This window comes from Geodermatophilus sp. CPCC 206100 (assembly GCF_048569675.1).
In the GTDB taxonomy this organism is placed as follows: domain Bacteria; phylum Actinomycetota; class Actinomycetes; order Mycobacteriales; family Geodermatophilaceae; genus Geodermatophilus.
Genome location: NZ_JAQISV010000014.1, coordinates 1 through 25,105 on the forward strand (window position 1 = coordinate 1; position 25,105 = coordinate 25,105).

General features: G+C 75.0%; 22 protein-coding genes. 11 read left to right on the top strand and 11 right to left on the bottom strand.

Features of this window, described 5'->3' with window-relative positions:
* Window positions 1–1,477, bottom strand: a 1,477-nt coding sequence (locus PGN05_RS07665) for a reprolysin-like metallopeptidase (protein WP_419751947.1), incomplete at its 3' end; no start/stop codon positions are given.
* Window positions 1,478–1,595: 118 nt separating this feature from the next.
* The gene (locus tag PGN05_RS07670) at window positions 1,596–2,999 is read right to left on the bottom strand and encodes an NAD(P)H-quinone dehydrogenase (RefSeq protein ID WP_419751948.1); all 1,404 of its coding nucleotides are present in this window, start codon (window positions 2,997–2,999) and stop codon (window positions 1,596–1,598) included.
* Window positions 3,000–3,118: 119 nt separating this feature from the next.
* Here PGN05_RS07670 and PGN05_RS07675 point away from each other — a divergent pair, with 119 nt between their 5' ends.
* Complete coding sequence (locus PGN05_RS07675) at window positions 3,119–3,592, top strand: gamma-glutamylcyclotransferase family protein (RefSeq protein ID WP_419751949.1); 474 nt, start codon at window positions 3,119–3,121, stop codon at window positions 3,590–3,592.
* Between the two features lie 237 nt (window positions 3,593–3,829).
* On the opposite strand, the gene meaB is transcribed toward PGN05_RS07675, so the two are convergent.
* From meaB to PGN05_RS07705, 6 genes are read right to left on the bottom strand one after another with little or no spacing between them, the layout of a single operon-like run.
* On the bottom strand, window positions 3,830–4,828 hold the full coding sequence (gene meaB, locus PGN05_RS07680; RefSeq protein WP_419751950.1) for a methylmalonyl Co-A mutase-associated GTPase MeaB: 999 nt from the start codon (window positions 4,826–4,828) through the stop codon (window positions 3,830–3,832).
* Between the two features lie 25 nt (window positions 4,829–4,853).
* Entirely contained in the window at window positions 4,854–7,061 is a 2,208-nt protein-coding gene (gene scpA, locus PGN05_RS07685; RefSeq protein WP_419751951.1) for a methylmalonyl-CoA mutase, read from the bottom strand.
* Window positions 7,058–8,953: a methylmalonyl-CoA mutase subunit beta gene (locus tag PGN05_RS07690; RefSeq protein ID WP_419751952.1), complete on the bottom strand. Its 1,896-nt coding sequence runs from the start codon at window positions 8,951–8,953 to the stop codon at window positions 7,058–7,060. Before PGN05_RS07690 ends, scpA begins: the two co-directional genes overlap by 4 nt.
* Before the next feature lie 32 nt (window positions 8,954–8,985).
* Entirely contained in the window at window positions 8,986–10,233 is a 1,248-nt protein-coding gene (locus PGN05_RS07695; protein ID WP_419751953.1) for an amidohydrolase, read from the bottom strand.
* Complete coding sequence (locus PGN05_RS07700; protein WP_419751954.1) at window positions 10,230–11,393, bottom strand: glutamate--cysteine ligase; 1,164 nt, start codon at window positions 11,391–11,393, stop codon at window positions 10,230–10,232. Before PGN05_RS07700 ends, PGN05_RS07695 begins: the two co-directional genes overlap by 4 nt.
* Window positions 11,394–11,450: 57 nt before the next feature.
* Window positions 11,451–12,941 (bottom strand): hypothetical protein, encoded by a 1,491-nt coding sequence (locus PGN05_RS07705; RefSeq protein ID WP_419751955.1) that lies wholly within the window; start codon window positions 12,939–12,941, stop codon window positions 11,451–11,453.
* A gap of 111 nt (window positions 12,942–13,052) precedes the next feature.
* Between PGN05_RS07705 and PGN05_RS07710 the strand changes: the two genes are divergently transcribed.
* The 5 genes from PGN05_RS07710 to PGN05_RS07730 are packed head-to-tail and all read left to right on the top strand — an operon-like array spanning window position 13,053 to window position 17,428.
* The gene (locus PGN05_RS07710) at window positions 13,053–13,865 is read left to right on the top strand and encodes a purine-nucleoside phosphorylase (protein ID WP_419751956.1); all 813 of its coding nucleotides are present in this window, start codon (window positions 13,053–13,055) and stop codon (window positions 13,863–13,865) included.
* On the top strand, window positions 13,862–14,725 hold the full coding sequence (locus PGN05_RS07715) for an NAD-dependent epimerase/dehydratase family protein (RefSeq protein ID WP_419751957.1): 864 nt from the start codon (window positions 13,862–13,864) through the stop codon (window positions 14,723–14,725). The genes PGN05_RS07710 and PGN05_RS07715 overlap by 4 nt, the downstream gene beginning before the upstream one ends.
* Window positions 14,722–16,347, top strand: coding sequence for a phospho-sugar mutase (locus tag PGN05_RS07720; protein ID WP_419751958.1), 1,626 nt, complete (start codon window positions 14,722–14,724; stop codon window positions 16,345–16,347). The genes PGN05_RS07715 and PGN05_RS07720 overlap by 4 nt, the downstream gene beginning before the upstream one ends.
* Window positions 16,348–16,351: 4 nt before the next feature.
* The gene (locus PGN05_RS07725; RefSeq protein WP_419751959.1) at window positions 16,352–17,044 is read left to right on the top strand and encodes a haloacid dehalogenase type II; all 693 of its coding nucleotides are present in this window, start codon (window positions 16,352–16,354) and stop codon (window positions 17,042–17,044) included.
* A gap of 9 nt (window positions 17,045–17,053) precedes the next feature.
* Window positions 17,054–17,428 carry a VOC family protein gene (locus tag PGN05_RS07730; RefSeq protein ID WP_419751960.1) on the top strand — a complete coding sequence of 125 codons (375 nt, stop codon included), beginning with the start codon at window positions 17,054–17,056 and terminating at the stop codon, window positions 17,426–17,428.
* A gap of 1 nt (window position 17,429) precedes the next feature.
* On the opposite strand, the gene PGN05_RS07735 is transcribed toward PGN05_RS07730, so the two are convergent.
* On the bottom strand, window positions 17,430–18,395 hold the full coding sequence (locus PGN05_RS07735) for an ABC transporter substrate-binding protein (RefSeq protein WP_419751961.1): 966 nt from the start codon (window positions 18,393–18,395) through the stop codon (window positions 17,430–17,432).
* Window positions 18,396–18,562: 167 nt separating this feature from the next.
* Here PGN05_RS07735 and PGN05_RS07740 point away from each other — a divergent pair, with 167 nt between their 5' ends.
* Together PGN05_RS07740 and PGN05_RS07745 are read left to right on the top strand one after the other, a co-directional pair.
* The gene (locus PGN05_RS07740) at window positions 18,563–19,147 is read left to right on the top strand and encodes a DUF6318 family protein (protein WP_419751962.1); all 585 of its coding nucleotides are present in this window, start codon (window positions 18,563–18,565) and stop codon (window positions 19,145–19,147) included.
* Window positions 19,148–19,458: 311 nt separating this feature from the next.
* Complete coding sequence (locus PGN05_RS07745; protein ID WP_419751963.1) at window positions 19,459–20,055, top strand: hypothetical protein; 597 nt, start codon at window positions 19,459–19,461, stop codon at window positions 20,053–20,055.
* A gap of 141 nt (window positions 20,056–20,196) precedes the next feature.
* Here PGN05_RS07745 and PGN05_RS07750 read toward each other — a convergent pair whose 3' ends face one another.
* A complete protein-coding gene (locus PGN05_RS07750) occupies window positions 20,197–21,084 on the bottom strand; it encodes a Gfo/Idh/MocA family protein (protein ID WP_419751964.1) in 888 nt (295 codons plus the stop codon).
* 2 nt (window positions 21,085–21,086) lie between these two features.
* Window positions 21,087–21,710: a uracil phosphoribosyltransferase gene (gene upp / locus PGN05_RS07755; protein ID WP_419751965.1), complete on the bottom strand. Its 624-nt coding sequence runs from the start codon at window positions 21,708–21,710 to the stop codon at window positions 21,087–21,089.
* Window positions 21,711–21,761: 51 nt separating this feature from the next.
* Between upp and deoC the strand changes: the two genes are divergently transcribed.
* From deoC to PGN05_RS07770, 3 genes are read left to right on the top strand one after another with little or no spacing between them, the layout of a single operon-like run.
* Window positions 21,762–22,757 carry a deoxyribose-phosphate aldolase gene (deoC, locus tag PGN05_RS07760; protein ID WP_419751966.1) on the top strand — a complete coding sequence of 332 codons (996 nt, stop codon included), beginning with the start codon at window positions 21,762–21,764 and terminating at the stop codon, window positions 22,755–22,757.
* A 1-nt stretch (window position 22,758) separates the two neighbouring features.
* On the top strand, window positions 22,759–24,210 hold the full coding sequence (locus PGN05_RS07765) for an aldehyde dehydrogenase family protein (protein ID WP_419751967.1): 1,452 nt from the start codon (window positions 22,759–22,761) through the stop codon (window positions 24,208–24,210).
* A complete protein-coding gene (locus tag PGN05_RS07770) occupies window positions 24,207–25,079 on the top strand; it encodes an aldehyde dehydrogenase family protein (RefSeq protein ID WP_419751968.1) in 873 nt (290 codons plus the stop codon). Before PGN05_RS07765 ends, PGN05_RS07770 begins: the two co-directional genes overlap by 4 nt.
* The last annotated feature ends 26 nt before the right edge of the window (window positions 25,080–25,105 follow it).

Here is a 25,105-nt window from a genome sequence, read left to right on the forward strand (position 1 = left end):
CGGGTGCGTCGCCGGCCCCCGGCGACCCGGCGGCTGCGGCGCGGCCCGCGGCGCCCGCGAGCACCCGAGGGGCGCCGGCGGCCTGGGGCTGCGGGGGCACCGGCGCCGCGGGGGCCGTCGTGGTGACGGTGACCGTCGCGCCCGCCCCGGTGACCTCCGCGACGGTGACCACGAGGTCCCCGCCGGCGAGGACCACCGGGACCCCGGCCGGCAGGGCGGCCTGCAGGTCGCGGTCCCACGCCCCGGCGGCCGCGGGGCTGCCGTCGAGCAGCACCGAGGTGTCGGGCATCGCGCCGGTGCGGTGCAGCAGGACGCCGGTCTGCAGCCGGAAGCGGTTGTCCGCGGTGCCGAGCCAGGAGTCCCGGCCCGCGGCGGCCCGGAGCTCGAGCCAGTAGGTGCCACCGGTGGTGTCGGCCAGCCGGACGGCGCGGGTGCCGGTGCGGCCGGACAGCGGAGCCAGGGCGAGGGTGGTGGTCGCGCCGTCGGCGGGCAGCGCCACCTGGGCCGACGGGGGCAGCACGCCCAGCGCGGCCGCCTGCGGGGCGTTGAGCGCGCCGACCTGCCGCCAGGAGGCACCCATGACGTCGTAGTAGTCCCGGTAGGGGGCGGTGCGGCAGTTGCCGCCCTCGACCGCGCCGTCGCACTGGGAGCCCGAGGAGTGCCCCAGACCGAAGTTGTGGCCGAGCTCGTGGGCGATCACCGAGGGCAGGGCGTCGCGGACGTACACCCGGCCACCGGCGCCGGGACCGGCGCCCACCTCGCCCATCGCGTACGCGCAGTCGGTCCCCGGCGCGCCGACGACGTACAGCAGCAGGTGGCGACCCGGCCCGTCCTCGAAGTGGACGGCGGCACCGACCTGGTTCCACAGCAGCGTCGGGTCGGAGCAGTCGACGGTCGCCTGCACCCAGTCGGTGGCGGTGGCGGTGACGCCGAGCCGGATGGCTCCGTCGGTCTCGCCGGCCCAGAACGGGGCGACCTCGGTGTCGACGGCCTCGACCAGCGCCGCCACGGAGGTGCCGTCGTCGGTGGCGCCGGGGAGCAGCACGCGGGCCACGGTGACCTGGTTGGTGAGCGGCGCGCCGCCGCTCGGGGCGGTGCGGAGGACGTCGGCGTCGGGCAGCTCCGGCGCGGGCGGCTGGTCGGCAGCCCCGGCGGTCTCCTCGCCGACGGGGACCTCGACGGTCGCGCCGAGGGGCAGGTCCGCGGCGGCCGCGCCGGGGACCGGCACCGACGCGCCCGCCGCGTTCTCGACCAGGGTCACGGGCGCACCGGCGGCTGCCTCGGCCGCGGCGTCCCCGTGCGGGCCGGCGTCGGTCCAGACGCGCACGACCTCGCCCACGTGGGTCTGCCCGGGGGCCTCCTCGGCCTGCGCGGCGACCGCGGGCAGGCCGACGGCGAGGGCGGCGGCCGTCGCCGCCACGGCCAGCGCCCGGAGCGGGCGGCGGCGGGTGGCGGGGGACGTCCGGGAGGGGTGCATCCCCCCTGGCATCGGCGGGCCCCGCCCCCGTCGGCACCGGATCCGGGGAGTCCAGCCGAACCCGCTGTCACACCCGGCTCAGTCGCCCCGGCGCTCGCACGGGCCCCGGCCGCCCCGGCTACGCGAGCTCGTCGGTGCCCATCAGCCGGCGACCGGCCTCGGTGATCGAGCCCGACAGCGACGGGTAGATCGCGAAGGTCTGGGCCATGTCGCTCACCGTCAGTCCCTTGGTCACCGCCAGGGCGATCGGCAGGATGAGCTCGGAGGCACCGGGGGCGACGACGACCCCGCCGACGACGACGCCGGTGGCCCGGCGGGCGAACAGCTTCACGAAGCCGTCCCGGAGGTCGGCCATCTTGGCCCGCGCGTTGGTGGCCAGCGACAGCCGGACGACGTCGACGTCGGCGTCCTCGGCGAGGGTCTTCTCCTGCACCCCGACCGTGGCGATCTCCGGGTGGGTGAAGACGTTGGCCGAGACGGTCTTCAGCCGGATCGGGTTGACCGCCTCACCGAGCGCGTGCCACATGGCGATCCGGCCCTGCATGGCCGCGACCGAGGCCAGCTGGAAGACGCCGGTGACGTCGCCGGCGGCGTAGACCCCCGGGACGTTGGTGCGGGACACCCGGTCTACGACCACGTGGCCCGACTCCGCCAGCTCCACCCCGCACCGCTCCAGGTTGAGCCCGTCGGTGTTGGGGACCGTCCCGACCGTCATGAGCGCGTGGGAGCCCTCGACGGTGCGGCCGTCGGTCAGCTCGACCGAGACCCCCTTCTCGGTGCGTCGCACGCCGGCCGCGCGGCCGCGCTCGAGCCGTCCGCCGCGGGACTGGAAGACCTCCTCGAGCACCTCGGCGGCGTCGGAGTCCTCGCCGGGGAGCACGCGGTCGCGGGAGGAGACGAGGGTGACCGGGACGCCGCCCTCCAGGTAGCCGGAGGCGAACTCCGCACCGGTGACGCCGGAGCCGACGACGACCAGGTGCTCGGGCATCTCGTGCAGGTCGTAGACGTCGCGCCAGTCGAGGATCCGCTCGTGGTCGGGCTCGGCGCCGGGCAGCACCCGCGGGTCGGCGCCGGTGGCGATGAGCACGACGTCGCACTCGAGCGTCTCGCCCACCGCGCCGTCGGCGTCGAGCACCTGGACCCGGTGCTCGGCCAGCCGGCGGTCCTCGTCGGCCATGCGGCCCTGCCCGGCCAGCACGCGCACGCCCTCGCCGACCAGGCGGGCCTTGATGTCGGAGGACTGGGCGACCGCGAGGCCCTTCACCCGCTGGTTGACCGCGGCCAGGTCGATGCCGACAGCGGCCAGCTCGGCCCCCTGCACGCCGAGGGAGACCGAGTCGCGGACGTTGGTCATCGCGCCGGCCGAGGCGATGAAGGTCTTGGACGGGACGCAGTCGGTGAGGACGCTCGCCCCACCGATGCCGTCCCGCTCGACGACGGTGACCTCCGCACCGAGGGAGGAGGCGACCAGCGCGGCCTCGTAGCCGGCGGGTCCGCCGCCGATGATCACGATGCGGGTCATGGGGGTCCTTTGTCGGTGCGCGGTGGACACGGTGCTGCGGCCATTCTCCCCGGCGGCCGCGGCCCCCGTCGTCCCTCCCCCGGGAGCGATCGCGCCACACGCCCGTAGGCTCGGCGGCGATGGGCCTCTACGCCGCGTACGGGTCGAACATGGACCCCGCACAGATGCTGCGGCGCTGCCCCGCCTCCCCGCACACCGGCACCGGCTGGATCCGGGGCTGGCGGCTGACCTTCGGCGCGGAGGAACTCGGCTGGGAGGGGGCCCTGGCCACGCTCGTGCCCGACGACACCACGCCGGGCGAGTCCCTCTCCCCCGGCGTCTTCGTCGCCCTCTACGACCTCACCGACGCCGACGAGCGGGCGCTCGACGCGTGGGAGGGCGCCGACCTCGGCCTCTACCGGAAGCTGCACCTGCGGGTGAACACGCTGGCCGACGACCAGGTGGCCTACGTCTACGTGCTCGACGCGTTCGAGGGCGGGCTGCCCTCGGCCCGCTACCTCGGCGCGCTGGCCGACGCCGCCCAGGCCGCCGGGGCGCCCGACGACTACGTGGCCGAGCTCCGCGCGCGGGAGTGCCGCTCGACCGGCGTGTGAGCCGCGCTCACGCGCAGGTGTCGAACCACCAGTCGGTGAGCTCGTCCTGCGCGGCGGTGATGTCGTCGCCCGGGTCGAACAGGACGGGGTCGGTCACCGAGCCGCCGGCCGGCAGTGCCTCGGCCGCCGCGCAGGTCTCGTCCGAGCCGCACCCGGCGAGCAGCAGCGCTCAGCGCGGTACCGACGGCGACCAGCGGACGTGACAGGGAGTGAGGGGTGCGCACGCTGCGAGGTTGGTCAGCGCCCGGCGTCGTCCCCGAGGAAGGTCTCCAGCAGCTGCCGGGCGGCCAGGGCGGGGGTGAGCTCCCCGGCGAGCACCGCCTTCTCCAGCTCCGGCGCGGCCGCCCGGACGCCGGGGTGCGCGCGCAGCCGGTGCTCGAGCTCGCCGCGCACCAGCTGCCAGGTCCAGCGCACCTGCTGGTCGCGCCGCCGGTCCTCCAGGGCGCCCGAGGCTCGCCGGCGCTCCTGGTGCTCGACCAGCGCCGCCCACACCGCGTCCAACCCCTGACCGGTCAGCCCGGCGCAGGTGAGCACCGGGACCTCCCAGTCCTCCCCGTGCCCCCGCAGCATCCGGATCGCCCCGGCCAGCTCCCGCGCCGCCTTCCGCGCGTCGGCCGCCCCCGGCCCGTCGGCCTTGTTCACGGCGATGACGTCGGCGATCTCCAGGATGCCGCGCTTGATGCCCTGCAGCTGGTCGCCGGTGCGGGCCAGCGTCAGGAACAGGAAGGAGTCGACCATCTCCGCGACGGCGATCTCCGACTGCCCGACCCCGACGGTCTCGACGAGGACGACGTCGTGGCCGGCCGCCTCGACGACGACGATCGACTCGCGGGTCGCCTGGGCCACCCCACCGAGGGTCCCGGACGTCGGCGAGGGCCGGATGAACGCCGCCGGGTCCACCGACAGCCGGGCCATCCGCGTCTTGTCCCCGAGGATCGAGCCGCCGGACCGGGCGGACGACGGGTCGACGGCGAGCACCGCCACCTTCGACCCCGCGGCGGTGAGCGTGACCCCGAGCTCGTCGATGAACGTGGACTTCCCGACGCCGGGCACGCCGCTGATCCCCACCCGCCGGGCTCCGCCGGCGTGCGGCTGCAGCCCGACCAGCAGCTCCTGGGCACGCTCGCGGTGGTCGGCGCGCTGCGACTCGACGAGGGTGATCGCCCGCGCCACCGAGCGGCGGTCCCCGGCCAGCACCCCCTCGACCAGTGCCGGCACGTCGACCGTCCGGCTCACCCCGCCCTCCCGACGGCCGTCGGGCTCATGCGTGGCCGAGGCGGCCCGAGAGCGTGCGCAGCAGGTCCTGCGCGGCCTCGGCGATCACCGTGCCGGGGAGGAAGACCGCGGCGGCGCCCATCTCCTGCAGCGTCGGCACGTCGTCGGGCGGGATGACACCGCCGACCACGACGACCACGTCGTCGGCCCCGAGCGCCGCCAGCGCGTCCCGCAGCGCCGGCACCAGCGTGAGGTGCCCGGCCGCCAGCGAGGAGACGCCCACGACGTGGACGTCGGCCTCGACCGCCTGCCGCGCGACCTCCTCCGGGGTCTGGAACAGCGGGCCGACGTCGACGTCGAAGCCCAGGTCGGCGAAGGCGGTGGCGATGACCTTCTGGCCGCGGTCGTGCCCGTCCTGGCCCATCTTGGCGACCAGGATGCGCGGCCGCCGTCCCTCGGCCTCCTCGAACGCCTCGGCCAGCCGGCGGGTCTCCTCCACCGGCCCGGATGTCCCTGCCTCGTCGCGGTACACACCCGAGATGGTGCGCACCTGCCCCGAGTGCCGCCCCCAGACCTCCTCGAGCGCGTCGGAGATCTCCCCGACGGTCGCCTGGGCCCGGGCCGCGGCGACGGCGAGCTCGAGCAGGTTGGGCCGGTCCCGGCGGCCCTCGGCCGCGGCGCGGGCCGCGTCGGTGAGCCGGCGCAGCGTCTCCTCCACCGCCGAGCCGTCCCGGGACGCGCGCAGCTCCGCGAGCTTCGCCTTCTGCTGGGCCAGCACGTCGGCGTTGTCGACCCGCAGCACCTCGATCTGCTCGTCGGCCTCGACCCGGTACTTGTTGATGCCGATCACCGGCTGCCGGCCCGAGTCGATGCGGGCCTGGGTGCGCGCGGCGGCCTCCTCGATGCGCAGCTTCGGGATGCCGTCGTCGATCGCCTGCGCCATGCCGCCGTGCTCGGCGACCTCCTCGATGTGCGCCCAGGCGCGGCGGGCCAGGTCGTAGGTCAGCTTCTCCACGTACGCCGAGCCGCCCCACGGGTCGATCACCCGCGTGGTGCCCGACTCCTGCTGCAGCAGCAGCTGGGTGTTGCGGGCGATCCGGGCGGAGAAGTCGGTGGGCAGCGCGAGCGCCTCGTCGAGGGCGTTGGTGTGCAGCGACTGGGTGTGCCCCTGCGTGGCGGCCATCGCCTCCAGGCAGGTCCGGACGACGTTGTTGTAGACGTCCTGCGCGGTCAGCGACCAGCCCGAGGTCTGCGAGTGCGTGCGCAGCGACATCGACTTCGGGTTCTGCGCCCCGGCGTCGCGCACCAGCCGCGCCCACAGCAGCCGCGCGGCCCGCAGCTTGGCGACCTCCATGAAGAAGTTCATGCCGATGGCCCAGAAGAAGGACAGCCGCGGCGCGAACGCGTCGACGTCCAGCCCGGCGTCCCGGCCCGCCGCCAGGTACTCCACGCCGTCGGCCAGCGTGTAGGCCAGCTCCAGGTCGGCCGTCGCCCCGGCCTCCTGGATGTGGTAGCCGGAGATCGAGATCGAGTTGAACCGGGGCATCTCCTGCGAGGTGAACGCGAAGATGTCGCTGATGATCCGCATCGACGGCTTCGGCGGGTAGATGTAGGTGTTGCGGACCATGAACTCCTTGAGGATGTCGTTCTGGATGGTCCCGGTCAGCTGCGCGTGCGCCACCCCCTGCTCCTCGGCGGCGACGATGTAGAGCGCCAGCACCGGCAGCACCGCGCCGTTCATGGTCATCGAGACGCTCATCCGGTCCAGCGGGATGCCGTCGAACAGCTGCCGCATGTCCAGGATCGAGTCGATCGCCACGCCGGCCATCCCGACGTCGCCGACGACCCGCGGGTGGTCGGAGTCGTAGCCGCGGTGGGTGGGCAGGTCGAACGCGACCGACAGGCCCTTCTGCCCGGCGGCCAGGTTGCGCCGGTAGAACGCGTTGGACGCCGCGGCGGTGGAGAAGCCGGCGTACTGGCGGACGGTCCAGGGCTGGGTGGTGTACATCGTCGGGTAGGGCCCGCGGAGGTACGGCGGGGCGCCCGGGTAGGTGGCCAGGAAGTCCAGCCCGGTGAGGTCGGCGGGGGTGTACAGCGGGGGGACGGCGATGCCCTCGGGCGTCTCCCACGCGGCCTCGGCGACGCTGCGCCCGGTGGTCTCCTCGAACCGCTTGGCCCAGTCGTCGATCGAGACGCCACCGGCCGCCGCCGGGCGGCCCAGCTCGACGCCGCTGAAGTCGGGGATCAGGCTCATGCCGGCACTCCCAGCTGCTCGTGGACTCGCTGCAACACGTCGAGCGCGTCGCACCCGGCGTACACGTACCCGTCGACGCCGTCCACGGCGAGCGACGGCTTGCCGGCCAGCCACACCGAGGTGGCTCCGGCGGCGCGCAGCTCTGCGGCGAGCGCCGCCGCGGACTCCGCGTAGTCCTTGTCGGTGCCGCAGATGCAGGCCACCGTCGTGCCCGCGCCGGGGAGGCCGCCGGCGCCGTCGCCGGCCGGCGTGTCGAGCCCGCCGGCCTGGAAGAGGTTGGCCGCGAAGGTGGCCCGGGCGGTGTGCCGGGCGATCGGGCCGATGGTGGCCAGGTAGACCCGCGCCTGGCCGGGTGCGGCCTCGGCGCGGTCCCGCAGCGCCTCGTACTCCTGCGCCGCGCGCACCCGCGGCAGCCCCCCGCGCGGCAGCACCTCGGCGGCCGGCTGCCGCTCCGGCAGCCGCTCGGTCAGGTTGGGGAACTCGCTGACCCCGGTGATCGCCTCCGTGCGGGAGGCCAGCCGCAGGGACCGGGTCGACCACGCGGTGCCGATGCGGTCGGCGACCAGGCCCGAGTCGAGGGCGGCGGCCAGCCCGCCGGCGGCCTCGATCTCGGTGAACCACGCCCAGGCGGCGCGCGCCAGCGACTCGGTCAGCGACTCCACGTACCAGGAGCCGCCGGCCGGGTCGAGGACCCGCGCCAGGTGCCCCTCCTCGACCAGCAGGCTCTGGGTGTTGCGCGCGATCCGGCGGGAGAACGCGTCGGGCAGGCCGAGCGCGGCGTCGAAGGGCTGCACCGTCACGGCGTCGGCCCCGCCCACGCCGGCCGCGAAGCAGGCGACCGTGGTGCGCAGCATGTTCACCCACGGGTCGCGGCGGGTGGTCATGACCGAGGAGGTGACGGCGTGCTGCCGCTGCCCCCGCACGTCGGCCGACGCCCCGCTGACCTCGCCGACGCGGTCCCACAGCCGCCGGGCGGCACGCAGGCCGGCGATGGTCGTGAACTGGTCGGCGCTGGCGGCGAACCGGAACTCCAGCTGGCCGAACGCCTCGTCGACGGAGAGGCCCTGACCCCCGTCCGCGGAGTCGGTCAACGCGCGCAGGTAGGCCACCCCGGCGGCCAGCGCGCAGCCGAGCTCCTCGACCGCGGACGCCCCGGCGTCGGCGTACACCGTGGCGTCGACGACGACGGTGCGCAGACCCGGATGGGCCGCGGCGCGGCGGGCGAACCCGGCCAGGCCGGAGAGGTCCTGCCCCTGGCCGGAGGCGGCGTGCAGGCCGAGCGGGTCCAGGCCCAGCGAGCCGCCGGGTGCGAGGTCGCCGCGCCCCTCGACGAGGCCCAGGAACGCCTCCGCTGCCGGCTCGCCGCCCTGCACGGTCACCGGCGCGAGGTCCAGGAGGACGTCGGTGAGCACCTCGCCCAGCGAGCCGACGGGGATCGCGCCTTCGCCGAGGACCAGCCACAGCGAGGTGACGCCGTTCTCGAGGTCGGCGGCGATCGCCTCCCGGGTGACCGCGACGTCGGGGTGGGCGTGCCGCTGCCGGATGTCCCAGCTCCCGGGCGCGTTCCCGTCCGCGGCACCCGCTCGGGCCCCGCGGACGAACGGCGGGAGACCGGGGACGCCGACCGTGGCGGGCAGCTCCCCGGCGTCCTCGGCGGTGTACAGCGGGCCGACGCTCACCCCGGTCGCGACGGGCCGGCGCAGCGCGTCCTCGACCGGGTCGGGCAGCTGCTCGCGGCCGGCCTTGCGCAGCACGCCGGCGACCAGGTCGCGCCACTGCTCGCGGGAGACCGCGGGGAACTCCCCCGCGAGCCGGAGGTCCTCGGGGACCTCGTGCTCGGCCGGCACCTCGGCGTCGCCGGGATGGGCCGGCTGCTGATCGGCGGAACGCATCGTCGGGCTCCCCTCGTGGGTCTGCGGAGTGTCTACCGCCGTTCGCCGGGACGTGCCCGGCCAGGGTGCGGCGAGTGGCCGGACGGCGCCGCCCCGGCGTCGGCCGCCAGCGCGTGCAGGGCGGTGCGGGCCAGCAGCCGCACCCCGACCCCGATGGCGCGCTCGTCGACGTCGAAGGTGCCCCGGTGCAGGTCCAGGGGCGCGCCTCCGGGGTGGGTGCCCAGCCGGGCCAGGGCGATGGGCAGCACCTCGGCGAACCAGCCGAAGTCCTCCCCGCCCATGCTCTGCGGCGAGAGCCGCAGGCCGTCGTTGCCCACGGTCTCCAGCGCCGCCGAGCGCAGCAGCGCCACCGCGCGCGGGTCGTTGACCACCGGCGGCACGCCGCGCACGTAGTCGACCTCCACCCCGGCGCCGGTCGTGGCCGCCACCCGCTCGACCAGCGAGCGCAGGACCGTCTCGGCCTCCTGCCACATGTCCCGGTCCAGCACGCGGACGGTGCCGCGCAGGGAGCCGCGCTGCGGGATGGCGTTGGCCGCCACCCCGGCGTTGACCGCGCCCCACACCAGCGACATGCCCGCCCGCGGGTCCACCTGCCGCGAGAGCAGCGAGGGCAGGTCGGTGATCAGCCGGCCGAGGGCGTCGACCAGGTCGACGGTGAGCTGGGGGCGGGCGGTGTGCCCGCCGGGGCCGGTGAGGGTGACGTCCATCCGGTCGCAGGCGGCGGTGATGGCGCCGGTGCGCAGGCCCACCGTCCCGGCCGGCAGCGAGGGGTCGCAGTGCAGGGCGAACGCCCGCGAGGCGCCGTCCAGGACCCCGGCCGCGACCACCTCGGTGGCCCCGCCGGGCACCGACTCCTCGGCGGGCTGGAAGACGCAGCGCACGGTGCCGGGCACGTCGTCGAGGGTGGCCAGCGCCATGGCCACCCCCAGGACGACGGTGGTGTGCACGTCGTGCCCGCAGGCGTGGCACAGGCCCTCGCGGGTCGAGGCGTACGGGACGTCCTTGAGGTCGGCCAGCGGCAGCGCGTCGATGTCGGCCCGCAGCACCACGGTGGGATGCCCCGAGCCCACCTCGACGACCAGGCCGGTGCCGGTCGGCAGCCGCCGCGGGTCCAGACCGGTGTTGCGCAGCCGCTGCTCGAGGAAGGACGTCGTCTCGAACTCCGCGAAGGCCAGCTCCGGGTGCGCGTGCAGGTGGCGGCGGACGGCCACCAGCTGCGGCTGCCGCTCGGCGGCCCACTCGTCCACCGCGGTTCCCAGCTTCTCCGGGAACTCGGTCATGCGCCGCGAGCCCCCGCGGGGTCGGGGGCCGGCAGCCCGTTCCGCAGCTCGGCGAGGAGGCTGTCGACCACGGCACACAGGTCGCCGTCGTGGGCGGCCGCGACCGCCCGCTGCCGCTGGTAGGACGCGCCCACGGCGAGGACCCGCTCGACGTCGGCCAGCTCGGCCTCGCAGCCCAGCCGGCGGGCGGTGGGCTCGAGGTCCTCGACCAGGTCGGTGATCGCCTGGCGCACCGGCCGGACGGTGCCCTTCTCGTCGACCACGATGTCGGCGTCCATGCCGTAGCGGGCCGCCCGCCACTTGTTCTCGCGCAGGATCCAGCCGGCCGGGACCGGCAGGGTGTAGCCGCGGTCGAGCTCGCGGTCGAACTGCTCGACCAGGCACTGGGACAGCGCGGCGACCGCGCCGATCTCGTCGAGCGTGGGCAGCCCGTCGCAGATGCGCAGCTCGACGGTGCCGAAGTCGGGGTGCGGGCGAATGTCCCACCACACCTCGCGCACGCTCTCGATGGCGTGGGTGGAGATCAGCGTCTCCATGTAGTCCTCGAACCGGTCCCAGCCCGACAGCTGGTAGGGCAGCCCCGCGGTCGGCATGCCCTCGAAGACCTTCGACCGGGCGCTGGCCAGGCCGGTGTCGGCGCCGACCCAGTACGGGGAGGACGCCGACAGCGCGAGGAAGTGCGGCACGTACTGGGTGAGCGCGTTGACGATCGGGATCGCCTTCTCCGGCGCCCGGACGCCGACGTGCACGTGGACGCCGAAGATCTGCAGCCGGCGGGCCAGCCACTGCATCTTCTCGACCAGCTGGAGGTAACGCTCCTTCGGCGAGATCTGCTGGGTCTGCCAGTCGGTGAACGGGTGGGTGCCGGCGCACATCAGGCCCAGCCCGCGGCGCTCCGCGGCGGCCTGCACCTCGGCGAGCGTGCCGGCGAGGTCCGCCTTCGCCTCGCCGACGGTCGTGCAGATGCCGGTGATGATCTCGATCGTCGACTGCAGCAGCTCGTGCTTGGCCTTGGGGTGCTCGTCGGCGCCCTCGGGTCTGATCTCGTCGAGGATCTCGATGGCGCCGGCGGTCAGCTGCCGCGTCCCGAGGTCGACGAGCTGCAGCTCCCACTCGACTCCCAGGCTGGCTCGCTCGGAGGAGCGGAACGGGATCTGCACGCCCGGAGTCTAGGGACGATCACCGCTCCCGGCTGCCGGAACGGCCCCCGCGACCGGTCAGGACGCGCGGACGAGGGCCTCCTGCCGCCGCGCCGGCCGGGCCACCCAGCGGTCGGCGGGCACCCGCGCGCGCACGGCGGCCACCGCGCGCCGGCCGAAGACGTCCTCGTGCACGGGGACGGTGCAGAGGTTGCGGCCCACGACGAGCAGGCCGCGGCCGTCCTCGGTGGGGACGGCGCACTCCAGCAGCTCCCACGGGATGCGGTGGACGTCGCCGTCGGCGGCCCGGTGCGCCAGCGCGGTGGTGCCGACGACGAGGGTGCGCCCCTGCGCCCGGCCGAGGACGCGGGCGGCCAGGGGCGGGCGGAACGTCTCGCCGTCCGGCAGCACCGGCTCGACCCAGCACAGCGTGCGCCGTTCCACCGGGGCGCCCGGTCCCGCGTAGGACACCCCCTCGGGCACCGCGAGCACCACCGTCCCCCGCGCCGCCCGCAGCGCGGCGGCGACGTCCTCGGCGGTGGTGGTCCGCCAGGCCCGCACCACGTCCTGGACCGGCCGGAACGGCAGGCCGCTGACCGCGCAGTAGGCGGCGTCGACCAGCTCGGCCTCGACGACGGCCTGCTCGTCGGCGTCGAGCTCCTCCTCGAAACCGGCGACCGCGTGCGCCAGCTCCGCCGCCGTCGGGCCGGCCTCGCCCAGGGCGACGAACTGCTCCCACACCAGGTCGGCGACCGCGGACTCCTGGCCCTGCCGGGCGTCCACGACCACGGCGACCTCCCGGTGGCCGGCGTGCAGGTCCAGGCCCACCGAGTCGACCGAGTAGCTGATGCCGCGCCGGTGCCGGGCGGTGTCGCGCAGCCGGTCGAGGAGCACCTCGACGCCCAGGCGCAGCGCCGGGTCCCACGGGCCGGTGGCGCCCAGCAGCAGGCCGACCCCGCTGCCGGGGACGACGGTCCAGACCGGCCCGGTCTGCGGGCGCGACTCCGGGGTGGTGCGCTCCGGGCGCGGGCCGTCGGGCAGGGGCAGCCGCAGGCCCTCCGGCAGCGGGCCGCGGCACCACAGCGCGGCGTTGGCCCGCACGAACCAGCGGCGGGCGTGCGCGCGCACGACGTCCTCGGTCAGGAACTCCCGGCCGGGGCCGTCGGCGACCACCAGCCCCGGACCGGCCAGGCCGAACCGGGCGGCCCACAGCGCGCCGAGGGTCGAGTCGGCGGTGGAGCAGTTCTCCGCGTCCAGCACCCCGATCTCGACGTCGATGCGGTCGGTCGGCAGGTCGGCCAGGGCGCGGCAGACCCCCTCGAGGAACGCGCCGACCGCCGCCGGGCGGCCGGTCGCGACGAAGGTGGTGGTGTCCACGTCGGTGACCGCGTTGCAGCGCAGGTGCGACTTGGGCAGCGCGCTCATCGCCAGGTGCTCGACGAGGTGGGTCACCTCGATGCCGGCGAAGGTCTCGTCCCGGAGGCCCACCCCGAACACGAGTGCGGCGGTGGTCCGGTCCGGGCCGGGGGCGGTGAGGACCGGGACGCCGTCGATGTCGATGCGCTGCACCCGCCCATGCTCCGGGTCCGGGCCCCCGGCGCCGGTGGACACGCCCGGTGCGGGATGGGTGGGGCAGATGTGTCGTCCCGGACCGCCGCGGTGCTGGGTTAGCGTCGCCCGGTGAGCCAACCCCCCGCCGGGACCGACCCCGCGACCCTCGCCCGCTCCGCGGCCGACGACCTCACCACCGCCCTCGGCGCCGGCCACGACGTCGCCGTCGTCATGGGGTCGGGCTGGGCGCCGGCCGCGGACGCCTTCGGCGCCGCCGAGGCCTCCGTGCCCATCGGCGAGCTGCCGGGGTTCGCCGCGCCGACCGCGGTCGGCCACGGCGGCGAGGTGCGCTCGGTCCGGGTGGGCCAGCGCCGCGTGCTCCTGTTCCTGGGCCGCACGCACCTGTACGAGGGCCGCGGCGTGGAGCCGGTGGTGCACGGCGTCCGGGCGGCGGCCGCCGCGGGCGTGCGCACCGTCGTCCTCACCAACGCGGCCGGCGGGCTGGCGCCGGAGCACCGGGTCGGGCAGGCGGTGCTGATCAGCGACCACCTCAACCTGACCGCGCGCTCACCGCTGGTCGGCGCCACGTTCGTCGACCTCACCGACCTCTACTCGGCGCGGCTGCGGGCGCTGGCCCGCGAGCTGGACCCCGCCCTGACCGAGGGCGTGTACGCCGCGCTGCCCGGCCCGCACTACGAGACGCCGGCCGAGATCCGCATGCTGCGCACGCTCGGCGCCGACCTGGTGGGCATGTCCACGGCGCTGGAGGCGATCGCCGCCCGCGCCGCCGGCCTGGAGGTCATGGGCCTGTCGATGGTCACCAACGCGGCGGCCGGCATCACCGGCGAGAAGCTGGACCACGAGGAGGTGCTCGCCGCGGGGCGCGCCGCCGCCGGGCGCCTCGGCGAGTTCCTGGTGCAGCTGATCGGGCGGCTGCCGTGAGTGGCCCGGTGCTGGTCACCGGCGCGGCCGGTCGGATCGGGACGGCGCTGCGCGGCGGGCTGCCCGAGCGCGGCTGGGCGGTCCGCTGCCTCGACGTCGTCCCGATCGTCGACACCCGCCCCGGCGAGGAGCAGGTGGTCGCCGACGCCACCGACCTCGCCGCGATGGAGGACGCCGTCGCGGGCGCCTCCGCCGTCGTCCACCTGGCCGGGATCTCCGGGGAGTCGACCTGGCCGGCGATCTCGCACGCCAACATCGAGGGCACCTACTGCGCGCTGGAGGCCGCACGCCGGGCCGGGGTCTCCCGCGTCGTGCTGGCCAGCAGCAACCACGCCACCGGCTACACCCCGCGGCCGGACGGCGGCCTGCTGCGGGAGGTCGACGCCCCGCCGCGGCCGGACACGTACTACGGCGTCGCCAAGGTGGCGATGGAGGCGCTGGGCTCCCTCTACGTGGACCGGTACGGCCTCGACGTCGTCTGCCTGCGGATCGGCAGCGCCTTCCCCGAGCCGACGACGGTGCGGCAGCTGTCGACGTGGCTGTCCCCGCGCGACCAGGTGGCCCTCGTCGACGCCGCGCTGCGGGCGCCGGCCCCCGGCTTCGCCGTCGTCTGGGGCGTCTCGGCCAACACCCGCAACTGGTGGGACCTCACTGCCGCACGGGCGCTGGGCTACGAGCCGTCCGACGACGCCGAGGTCTTCGCGTCGGCGCTGGTCGAGGTGCACGGCGAGCCGGACCTGACCGACCCGGTGCACGCGCGGGTGGGCGGCGAGTACACGACCGCGGAGTTCGACGCCGAGCGCTTCGAGCCGCCGCTCCCCCGCGGCGACATCGCGCCGGGCAGCGGAGCCGATCGATGAGCGTCCTCGACGCGGCCCGCGACTGGGCCGACGCCGATCCGCACGCCGGCGACCGCGCGGAGATCGAGGCGCTGGTCGAGGCGGCCGACCTCGCCGAGCTGGAGCGCCGCTTCGCCGGCCCGCTGGCGTTCGGCACCGCCGGGCTGCGCGGCCCGCTGCGGGCCGGGCCGGCCGGGATGAACGCGGCCGTCGTGACCCGCGCCGCGGCCGGGCTGGGCCGGTACCTGTCCGACGCGGGGCACGCCGGCGCCGGGGTGGTCATCGGCTTCGACGCCCGCCGCCGCTCCGACGAGTTCGCCCGGGTCTCCGCGGCGGTGCTGGCCGGGGCGGGGTTCGCCGTCTCGGCGCTGCCGCGGCCGCTGCCCACGCCGGTGCTCGCCTTCGCCGTCCGGCACCTGGGCTGCGCCGCCGGGGTGATGGTGACCGCCAGCCACAACCCGCCCGACGACAACGGCTACAAGGTCTACCTGGACGACGGCGCCCAGCTCGTGCCCCCTGCCGACCGGTTGATCGAGGCGGCGATCGCCGCGGTGGGCCCGGCGCGGGAGGTGCCGCGCTCCGACGACTGGGGCACGCTCGGGGACGACGTCGCCTCGGACTACGTCGCCGCGGTCGTCGCCGCGCTCGACCCCGGCCGCGTGCCGGCGGCCGACCGGGCGGCGCTCACGGTGGCGTACACCGCGATGCACGGCGTCGGGGCCGAGACCACCCGCGCGGTGTTCGCCGCCGCCGGGTTCGCGCCGCCGGTGAGCGTCGACGCGCAGGACTCCCCCGACCCGGCGTTCCCGACCGTCACCTTCCCGAACCCGGAGGAGCCGGGCGCGGTCGACCTGCTGCAGGCACTCGCCGCCCGCGTCGACGCGGACGTCGCCATCGCCGAGGACCCCGACGCCGACCGCTGCTCGGTCGTGTGCGGCGGCCGCCAGCTGACCGGCGACGAGGTCGGCGCGCTGCTGGCCGACTGGCTGCTGCGCCGCGGGGTGCGGGGCACGTACGCGGCGTCGCTGGTGAGCGGCTCGCTGCTGGCCGCGCTGGCCGCGGCCTCCGGGGTGCGGTTCGCCGAGACGCCGACCGGGTTCAAGTGGATCGTCCGCGCCGGCACGCCGGAGGTGCCACTGGTCTTCGGTTACGAGGAGGCGCTGGGGTACGCCGTCGCGCCGGAGGTGGTGCGCGACAAGGACGGCATCTCCGCCGCCCTGGCCGTCGCGCTGCTGGCCGCGGAGCTCAAGGCGTCTGGGCGCACCCTCCTGGACCGGCTGGACGAGCTGGCCGGCGAGCACGGGCTGTTCGTGACCGGGCAGCTGTCGGCGCGCGTCGAGGACCTCGGGCGGATCGCGGACACGATGGCCCGGCTGCGCGCCGCGCCGCCGTCCCGGCTGCTCGGGCGGGAGGTGACGTGCACCGACCTGGCGCACGAGGAGCCGCCGGTGGACGCCGTCCGCCTGCTCGGGGACGGCGTCCGGGTGGTCGTCCGGCCCAGCGGCACCGAGCCCAAGCTCAAGGCGTACCTGGAGACGGTGGTCCCGGTGCACGACGACGCCGGGCTGATCGCCGCGCGGGGCCGCGGCGCCGACGAGCTGGACGAGCTGCGCGCGGAGATGTCCGCCGCGCTGGGGCTGTAGCCGCGTGGAGGTGCGGGCGCTGGTCTTCGACGTGTTCGGCACGGTCGTCGACTGGCGCGGCGGGGTCGCGCGCGAGGTGCGCCGGCTGCTGGGCCCGTCGGTCGACGCCGCGGCCCTGGCCGACGACTGGCGGGGCCGGTACGCGCCGTCGATGGAGCGGGTGCGCTCGGGCGACCTGCCGTGGACGCCGCTGGACGCGCTGCACCGCGCCTCGCTGGACGACGTCCTCGCCGACGCGGGGCTGGCCTCGGTGCCGCCCGGGGTTCGGGACGAGTTGACGCTCGCCTGGCACCGGCTGGACCCGTGGCCCGACGTCCTCCCCGGGCTCACCCGGCTGGCGCGCTCGCACGTGCTGGCGCCGCTGTCCAACGGCAACGTGGCGCTGATCGTGGAGATGGCCAGGCGGGCGGGCCTGCCCTGGGACTGCGTGCTCGGTGCGGAGATCGTGCAGCACTACAAGCCCGACCCCGAGGTGTACGACGCCGCACCGCGGCTGCTGGCCCTGCCGGCGTCGGAGGTGCTGATGGTCGCCGCGCACGTCGAGGACCTGGTGGCGGCGCGCGCCCGCGGGCTGCGGACGGCCTACGTCCACCGGCCCGACGAGCACGGCGGCCGGCGGGTGCCGCCGCGGACCGATCCGGACGCCGACCTGTCGGTGCGCTCGTTCGAGGAGCTGGCCGACCGCCTCGGGGCCTAGCGTGGAGCGGTGATCACCGGCTTCCACACGATCGTCTACTCCGAGGACCCGCCGGCCACCCGGCGCTTCCTCGCGGAGGTGTTGCGCTGGCCGTCACTGGACGCCGGCGGCGGTTGGCTCATCTTCAAGACGCCGCCGAGCGAGCTGGGCGTGCACCCGACCTCGGGGGACGGCGCCGAGGCGTGGTCGGCCGTGCCGTACCACCAGGCCTCGCTCATGTGCGACGACATCGAGGCCACGATGGCCGACCTCCGAGAGCGCGGCGTGGAGGTCCGGCCCGACGTCGAGGACCAGGGCTACGGGCTCGTGACGTCGCTGCGCGTGCCCGGGGCCGGCTGGATGCTGCTCTACCAGCCGCGGCACCGCCTCGCGCACGCGCTCTGACTCACCGCACCTGCTCCAGCAGCGCGTCGAGGTCGACCTCGCCGTCCAGCAGGCCCTCGGTCTCGGCCAGGTCGGTGAAGACCTCGAAGGTCTCCTCACTGACCTCGGTGTTCCACTCCGGGAGGCGGACCTGCTCGGCCAGCGCCGGGTCGATGTCCAGGTACGTCGGCAGGATGGCCCGGGCCTCCTCGGGGTTCTCCTGCGCGTAGGTGAGCGACTGGTCCAGAGCCGTGGTGAAGCGCTCCACCAGGTCGGCGTTCTCGCTGGCGAACTGGGTGCTCGTGAAGTAGGTCGAGACCTCGATCTGGACGTCGGTGAAGTCGTTCAGCGGCGTGGTGAGGACGCGGATCCCCTGCTGCTCGGCCAGGGTGACGAACGGCTCCACCAGCCACGCGGCGTCGACGTCGCCCGCCGCCAGCGCCGCGGCCATGTTCGGGAACGGCAGCTCGACGAAGGTGATCGTCTCCGGGTCGCCGCCGTCGGAGCGGACGGAGGCGCCGACGACGCTGTCCCCGATGGAGTTGATGGTGTTGGTCGCGACCCGCTTGCCCGCCAGGTCGGCGGGCCGGGTGATCGCCGGGTCGTCGGTGACGATGGTGAACTGGTCCCGCTCGGCGTCCTGGGTGCTGTCGACGCCGCTGGCGATGACCTTCAGGGGCAGGCCGCTGGAGGCAGCGACGACCAGCGAGAAGTTGTTGCCGAACCCGATGTCGATGCTGCCGCTGGCGACACCGGGGACGATCGCGGCACCGCCCTGCCCGGCGCTCAGGTCCAGCTCGATGCCCTGCTCCTCGAAGAAGCCCTGCTCCTGACCGAGGTAGATCGGCGCGACGTCGATGATCGGGATGATCCCCAGCGCGATCGTCTCGGTGCCCTGCGCCTCGCCGCCGGAGCCCTCCCCCGACGCGTCGTCGCTGGAGCAGCCCAGGAGCAGGGCCGGCAGCGCGAGCATCGCGGCGCCCGCCACGCGTGCGGTCCGTCGGGTCACGGGACGGTTCGAGGCGGTCGTCACCCGTTGATCGTGGCATGCGGCGGCGGCGACGCAATGCGATCGGGTGGTTGTCCACAGGCTCGCGTGCCCGGGTCCGCGCCGCTCCGTAGTGTCCGCGTCCGGAGATCGACACGGGAGGACGAGTGGCACGGCGCGCGGCGCTGCGGATGGTGGCGGGTCTGACGGCGGGGGTGGCCCTGCTGGGCGGGTGCGCGCAGGAGCAGCCGGCCAGCGACACCCTGCCGAGTGCGAGCGCCGCGAGCCCGTCGACGGACGCCGGGCTGCCACCGCTCGGCCCGGCCGACCTGCCGATGCCCGACGAGGCACGCACGCAGGATGCGGCGGGCGCCGAGGCATTCGTGCGGTACTACATCGACCTGATCAACCGGACATCGACCGTCATGGACGCCGCCCCCCTCCGCGAGTTCAGCGACGGCTGCCGTGATTGCGACCGCATCGCAATTGCTGTCGAGCAGGACGCCGCCGCGGGGTATCAATACGCCGGAGGTTCGCTGAACATCACCGCGGTCGGCAGCCCTCTCATGAAGGAAGGGGCGGCAGAGCTGGCTCTACGCGCCGACCAAGCTCCATTGGTCGTCAAGGATGCTTCGGGTGCACCTATCGAGGACCTGGAAACTCCCGAATACTTGGAACTGAGCGGTGGCGTGGCGCTGGCTTGGGACAGCAACCGCGAATCTTGGACAATGACCACGTTGACGCTGGAATGACGAAAAACCGGACCCAGTTAGTCATCTTGCTTACAGCGTGCATCCTCGCGCTGCTTGTTTCTACGACCGCTCAGGCAGCGCCGGGAGATTGCGATAGAAGATTCTGTCCCGATGTTCGTCCCATCCCAGGTGCCCTAACGGCGGCGCACGTTGCTCAGAGCCCTGGCGGGGGGTGGACCGCCAGCAACGAAGCGGTCCCAACTCCGCCGTACCGCTACCGCCTCAGCGCACCGTGCGATGTCGACACGGCTCTCGGGGCGACCTGTCGAGCGGAGGACGACGCCTTCTGCCCCGCGCCTCCGGATCGCGTCGTGCAGATGCTCGTCATCGAGCAGCAACGCCTCGTCCTCGCCGACGGGACGACCGCCGACGGATTCGACGCGCTTGGTGGAGCGCCCGGAACTCCGGTAGGCGCCTGGATCGCCCTCGCGCAGTCGTGCGTGGACATCACCGCGCTCAACCCGCCGCCGTCGCCCGGCGAGGTGTTCCGCTACTTCCAGACCCTGCCGCTCCCCCAGCTGCCCGCCCACCAGCAGCCCCCCGGCAACGCCCTCGCCGGCCTGCCCGTCGTCTTCTACACCGACGGTCCGACCACCCAGACCTTCACCGTCGACATCCGCGGCTTCACCGTCGACATCGTCGCCACCGCCACCGGGTTCACCTGGCACACCGGCGACGGCACCACCCTGACCAGCACCGACCCCGGCGCCCCGTTCCCCGACCACACGGTCAGCCACGACTACCGCAGCGGCACCTACACCGCCTCGCTGACCACCACCTGGAGCGGCACCTACAGCGTCGACGGCGGGGCCGATGCCGACGTCCCCGGCACCACGACCACCGACGGCGCGTCGGTGACCTTCAGCGTCCTCGAGGCGCGCCCGGTGCTCACCAACCCCTACGACTGACCACTGCAGGAGCGCGGGAACAGCCCGGGGAGCACCGCCGTCACGACTCCTGCGGTGTCCTGCTCACTCCTGCGGTCGTGCCCCGCTGCAGGAGCGTGCACGAGACCGCAAGAGCACCACCCGCAAGCCGCGCCCAGGACCTCAGGACCCGACCGGCTCCCGGCAGCCCGACGCGAGCGCCCGCTGCGCCGTCGCCAGCACGGCCACCACCTCGCGGCCGAACCCGACGTCGCACGGGTGCGTCCCCCCGGCGACCGCCGCGGCGGCCAGCTCCTCCACCGCCACCGTCAGCGCCTCGACGGGGTGCTCGGTGTCGGGCAGCAGCACGACCCGGCCGGCGTCCCCGTGCACGTAGAACTCGATCCCGGTCGACATCGGCGCCACCGAGTGCGACAGCGTCACGGTCGAGGTGACCCCCGCCTCGTGGTGCAGCACCAGGTGGACGGTGTCCCCGGACCCGCCCCCGGCCTGCACCGTCGTGACCGGCCCGAGCGTCGGCAGCAGCAGCGACAGCGCGTGCGGGCCGATGTCCCACAGCGCTCCGTGCTTGCGCCGCCAGGCCGAGTCGAACGGGCTGCCGGCCAGCGCGCTCAGCCAGGTCCCGGAGCCGCCGGCGAGCAGCGTCCGCCCGGCCTGGGCCAGCCACGACGACGTGCCGGTCTGGAAGCGGAACGTGAAGAAGACGACCGAGGCGACGCCCGCCGTCCGCACCGCGGTGACCACCCGGTCGGCGTCGGCCAGCGACAGCCCGATCGGCTTCTCCAGCAGCACGTGCTTCCCGGCGGCGGCGGCCTGCTCGACCAGCGGCACCTGCACGTCCGGCGGAACGGCGATCGACACGGCGTCCACCTGCTCCAGCAGCGCGCCGAGGTCGGCGTACCCAGGGACGTCGAACTCCGCCCCGAGCGACTTGGCCTTCTCGAGGTCGCGCCCCCACACCCCCGCGAGGGACGCCGAGGGGTGCCCGGCCAGCGCGGTCGCGTGGACGACGCGGGCCCAGTGGCCGGTGCCGAGCACCCCGAAGCGCACGGTCACACCGCCCCGAACTGGCGGTCGCCGGCGTCACCCAGCCCCGGGACGATGTAGGCCTTGTCGTTGAGCCCCTCGTCGACCGAGGCGGTGAACACCCGCAGCGGCAGTCCGCTCTCCTCCAGCCGGCGCAGGCCCTCCGGCGCGGCGAGCGCGCACAGCACGGTGATCGCGGTGGCTCCGCGCTGGGTGAGCAGCCCGCAGCAGTGCACCAGCGAGCCACCGGTGGCCAGCATCGGGTCGAGGACGAAGACCTGCCGGTCGACCAGCGACTCCGGCAGCGAGGCCATGTAGGCCTCCGGCTGGAAGGTCTCCTCGTTGCGGGCCAGGCCGACGAAGCCCATCTGGGACTCCGGCAGCATCCCGTGCGCGGTGTCGGCCATCCCGAGACCCGCCCGCAGCACCGGCACGATCAGCGGGGGCGCCGCCAGCCGGTAGCCGGTGGTCGTGGTGACCGGCGTGGTGATCGGGTCCTCGGCCACCGCCAGGTCGCGGGTCGCCTCGTAGACCAGCATCTGGGTCAGCTCGCGCAAGGCCGCGCGGAAGGCCGCGTTGTCGGTCCGCTCGTCCCGCATGCGGGTGAGACGGGCACGGGCCAGCGGGTGGTCGACGACGGTCAGCTGCACGCGCGACACCGTAGCGGCCGCCCTGTCGGCGGCTCAGGGGAGAATGGCCGCATGACCCACGTGCTCGACCCCGACGCCCTGACGGCGGAAACCCCGCCGCGGCGCGAGCCCCTGGCACCGTTCGTCGACGTGACCCGCTCGGACGCCGCGTTCCGGGCCTTCCTGCACGGCCTGCCGGGGGTCGACCAGGTCGGCGCGGAGGCCCGCGTCGGCGTGCTCGGCACCCGGTCGATCAAGACCACCGCCAAGGCCTGGGCGATCGACGCCGCGATCTCGATGGTCGACCTGACCACCCTCGAGGGCTCCGACACCCCGGGCAAGGTGCGCTCGCTGGCGGCCCGGGCGAGGCAGCCCGACCCCACCGACCCGACCTGCCCGCAGGTGGCCGCCCTGTGCGTCTACGGCGACCTCGCCGGCGTGGCCAGCGAGGCGCTCGCCGGCACCGGCATCCACACCGCCGCCGTCGCCACCGCCTTCCCCAGCGGCCGGGCCAGCCGGTCGGTCAAGCTCGCCGACGTCCGGGACGCCGTCGCCAACGGCGCCGACGAGATCGACATGGTCATCGACCGCGGCGCCTTCCTCGCCGGCCGCCACCTCGACGTCTTCGACGAGATCGTCGCGGTCAAGGAGGCCTGCGGGGACGCGCACCTGAAGGTCATCCTCGAGACCGGCGAGCTGGTCACCCTCGACAACGTCCGCCGGGCCTCGTGGCTGGCGATGCTCGCGGGCGGCGACTTCATCAAGACCTCCACCGGCAAGATCTCCCCCGCCGCGACCCTGCCCGTCTGCCTGGTGATGATGGAGGCGGTCCGCGACTTCCGTGCCGCGACCGGCCGCCAGGTCGGGGTCAAGCCGGCCGGCGGGATCCGGACGACGAAGGACGCCGTCAAGCACCTGGTCCTCGTCAACGAGGTCGCCGGGCCCGACTGGCTCTCCCCCGACTGGTTCCGCTTCGGCGCCTCCAGCCTGCTCAACGACCTGCTCCTGCAGCGGCAGAAGCTGCGCACCGGCCACTACTCCGGCCCCGACCACGTGACGGTGGACTGAGATGAGCAACGCCTTCGAGTACGCCCCCGCGCCCGAGTCGCGGTCCATCGTCGACATCGCGCCGTCCTACGGGCTGTTCGTCGACGGCGAGTTCGTCGACGGCAGCGGCGAGTCGTTCAAGACGGTCAACCCGGCCACCGAGGAGGTGCTGTCCGAGGTCGCCGCCGGCACCGCGGCCGACGTCGACCGGGCCGTCCGCGCCGCCCGGCGGGCGTTCACCCGCGTGTGGGGGCCGATGCGCCCGGCCGACCGCGGCAAGTACCTGTTCCGCATCGCGCGGCTGCTGCAGGAGCGGGCACGGGAGTTCGCCGTCCTGGAGTCGCTGGACAACGGCAAGCCGATCCGGGAGTCCCGCGACGTCGACGTCCCCCTAGCCGCGGCGCACTTCTTCTACCACGCGGGCTGGGCCGACAAGCTCGACTGGGCCGGCCTCGGCCCCGGCCCGCGACCCCTCGGCGTCGCCGGGCAGGTCATCCCGTGGAACTTCCCGCTGCTCATGCTGGCGTGGAAGATCGCCCCGGCCCTGGCCACCGGCAACACCGTCGTCCTCAAGCCGGCCGAGACCACGCCGCTGACCGCGCTGCTGTTCGCCGAGGTCTGCCGGCAGGCCGACCTGCCGCCGGGCGTGGTCAACGTCGTGACCGGTGCCGGGGAGACCGGCCGGGCCGTCGTCGAGCACGAGGACGTCGACAAGGTCGCCTTCACCGGGTCCACCGAGGTCGGCCGCTCCATCGCCCGCGCGGTCGCGGGCACCCGCAAGCGGCTCACCCTGGAGCTCGGCGGCAAGGCGGCCAACATCGTCTTCGACGACGCCCCGATCGACCAGGCCGTCGAGGGCATCGTGCAGGGCATCTTCTTCAACCAGGGGCACGTGTGCTGCGCGGGCAGCCGGCTGCTGGTGCAGGAGTCCGTCCACGACGAGGTCATCGCCAGCCTGCAGCGGCGGATCGGCACGCTGCGCGTCGGCGACCCGCTGGACAAGAACACCGACATCGGCGCGATCAACTCCGCCGAGCAGCTGGCGCGCATCCGCGAGCTGTCCGACATCGGCGAGGCCGAGGGGGCCTCCCGCTGGCAGCCGGCCTGCGAGCTGCCCGACCGCGGCTTCTGGTTCCCGCCGACGGTGTTCACCGACGTCTCCCCCGCCCACCGGATCGCCCGCGACGAGATCTTCGGGCCCGTGCTGAGCGTGCTCACCTTCCGCACCCCCGACGAGGCCGTCGCCAAGGCCAACAACACCACCTACGGGCTGTCGGCCGGCATCTGGACGGAGAAGGGCTCGCGGATCCTCGCGATCGCCGACCGGCTGCGCGCCGGGGTGGTGTGGGCCAACACCTTCAACAAGTTCGACCCGACGTCGCCCTTCGGCGGCTACAAGCAGTCCGGCTACGGCCGCGAGGGCGGCCGGCACGGGCTGACCGCGTACCTGAAGGGGAGTGTGGTGGGCCAGTGATCGGCAACGAGCGACTCGCCGTCCGCAAGACCTACAAGCTCTACGTCAACGGCGCGTTCCCGCGCTCGGAGTCCGGCCGCACCTACGAGGTCACCGACGCCCGAGGCAACTTCGTGGCCAACGCCGCGCACGCGTCCCGCAAGGACGCCCGGGACGCCGTGGTCGCCGCCCGCGCCGCCTTCGCGAAGTGGTCGCGCGCGACGGCCTACAACCGCGGCCAGGTCCTCTACCGGGTGGCCGAGGTGATGGAGGGCCGGCACGTCCAGTTCTGCGAGGAGGTCGCCGCGCAGGAGGGGCTGTCGACGTCGAAGGCCCGCGCCGCCGTGGACGCCGCCATCGACCGCTGGGTCTGGTACGCCGGGTGGACCGACAAGCTCGGCGCCGTCCTCGGCGGGGCCAACCCGGTGGCCGGTCCCTACTTCGACTTCTCGCTGCCCGAGCCGACCGGCGTGGTCGCCGTCCTCGCCCCGCAGCGCTCGTCGCTGCTGGGCCTGGTCAGCGTGCTGGCGCCGGTCCTCACCGGCGGCAACACCGCCGTCGTCGTGACGTCGAGGGAGCGGCCGCTGCCGGCGGTCACGCTGGCCGAGGTGCTGGCCACCAGCGACGTCCCGGCCGGGGTGGTCAACCTGCTCACCGGCGACGCCGGCGAGCTCGGGCCCTGGCTGGCCGAGCACGACGACGTCGACGCCGTCGACCTCACCGGGGCGCCCCCCGGCCGCGCCATGGAGCTCGAGCGGCTGGCGGCCAGCAGCATCAAGCGGGTCGTCCGCCCGCCCGCCGAGGAGCCGGACTGGTCCGCCGACCCGGGGCTGTCGCGGCTCACGCCGTTCCTCGAGACGAAGACGGTCTGGCACCCGATGGGGCTCTGAGCAACCCGGAGGTGCGGTCCCCGGGG

Bases quoted from the DNA above. Each gene is read 5' to 3' on its own strand.
- PGN05_RS07670 (WP_419751948.1), bottom strand. From the start codon at position 2,999: ATGACCCGCATCGTGATCATCGGCGGCGGACCCGCCGGCTACGAGGCC.
- PGN05_RS07675 (WP_419751949.1), top strand. From the start codon at position 3,119: ATGGGCCTCTACGCCGCGTACGGGTCGAACATGGACCCCGCACAGATG.
- scpA (WP_419751951.1), bottom strand. From the start codon at position 7,061: ATGAGCCTGATCCCCGACTTCAGCGGCGTCGAGCTGGGCCGCCCGGCG.
- PGN05_RS07690 (WP_419751952.1), bottom strand. From the start codon at position 8,953: ATGCGTTCCGCCGATCAGCAGCCGGCCCATCCCGGCGACGCCGAGGTG.
- PGN05_RS07695 (WP_419751953.1), bottom strand. From the start codon at position 10,233: ATGACCGAGTTCCCGGAGAAGCTGGGAACCGCGGTGGACGAGTGGGCC.
- PGN05_RS07720 (WP_419751958.1), top strand. From the start codon at position 14,722: ATGAGCGTCCTCGACGCGGCCCGCGACTGGGCCGACGCCGATCCGCAC.
- deoC (WP_419751966.1), top strand. From the start codon at position 21,762: ATGACCCACGTGCTCGACCCCGACGCCCTGACGGCGGAAACCCCGCCG.
- PGN05_RS07765 (WP_419751967.1), top strand. From the start codon at position 22,759: ATGAGCAACGCCTTCGAGTACGCCCCCGCGCCCGAGTCGCGGTCCATC.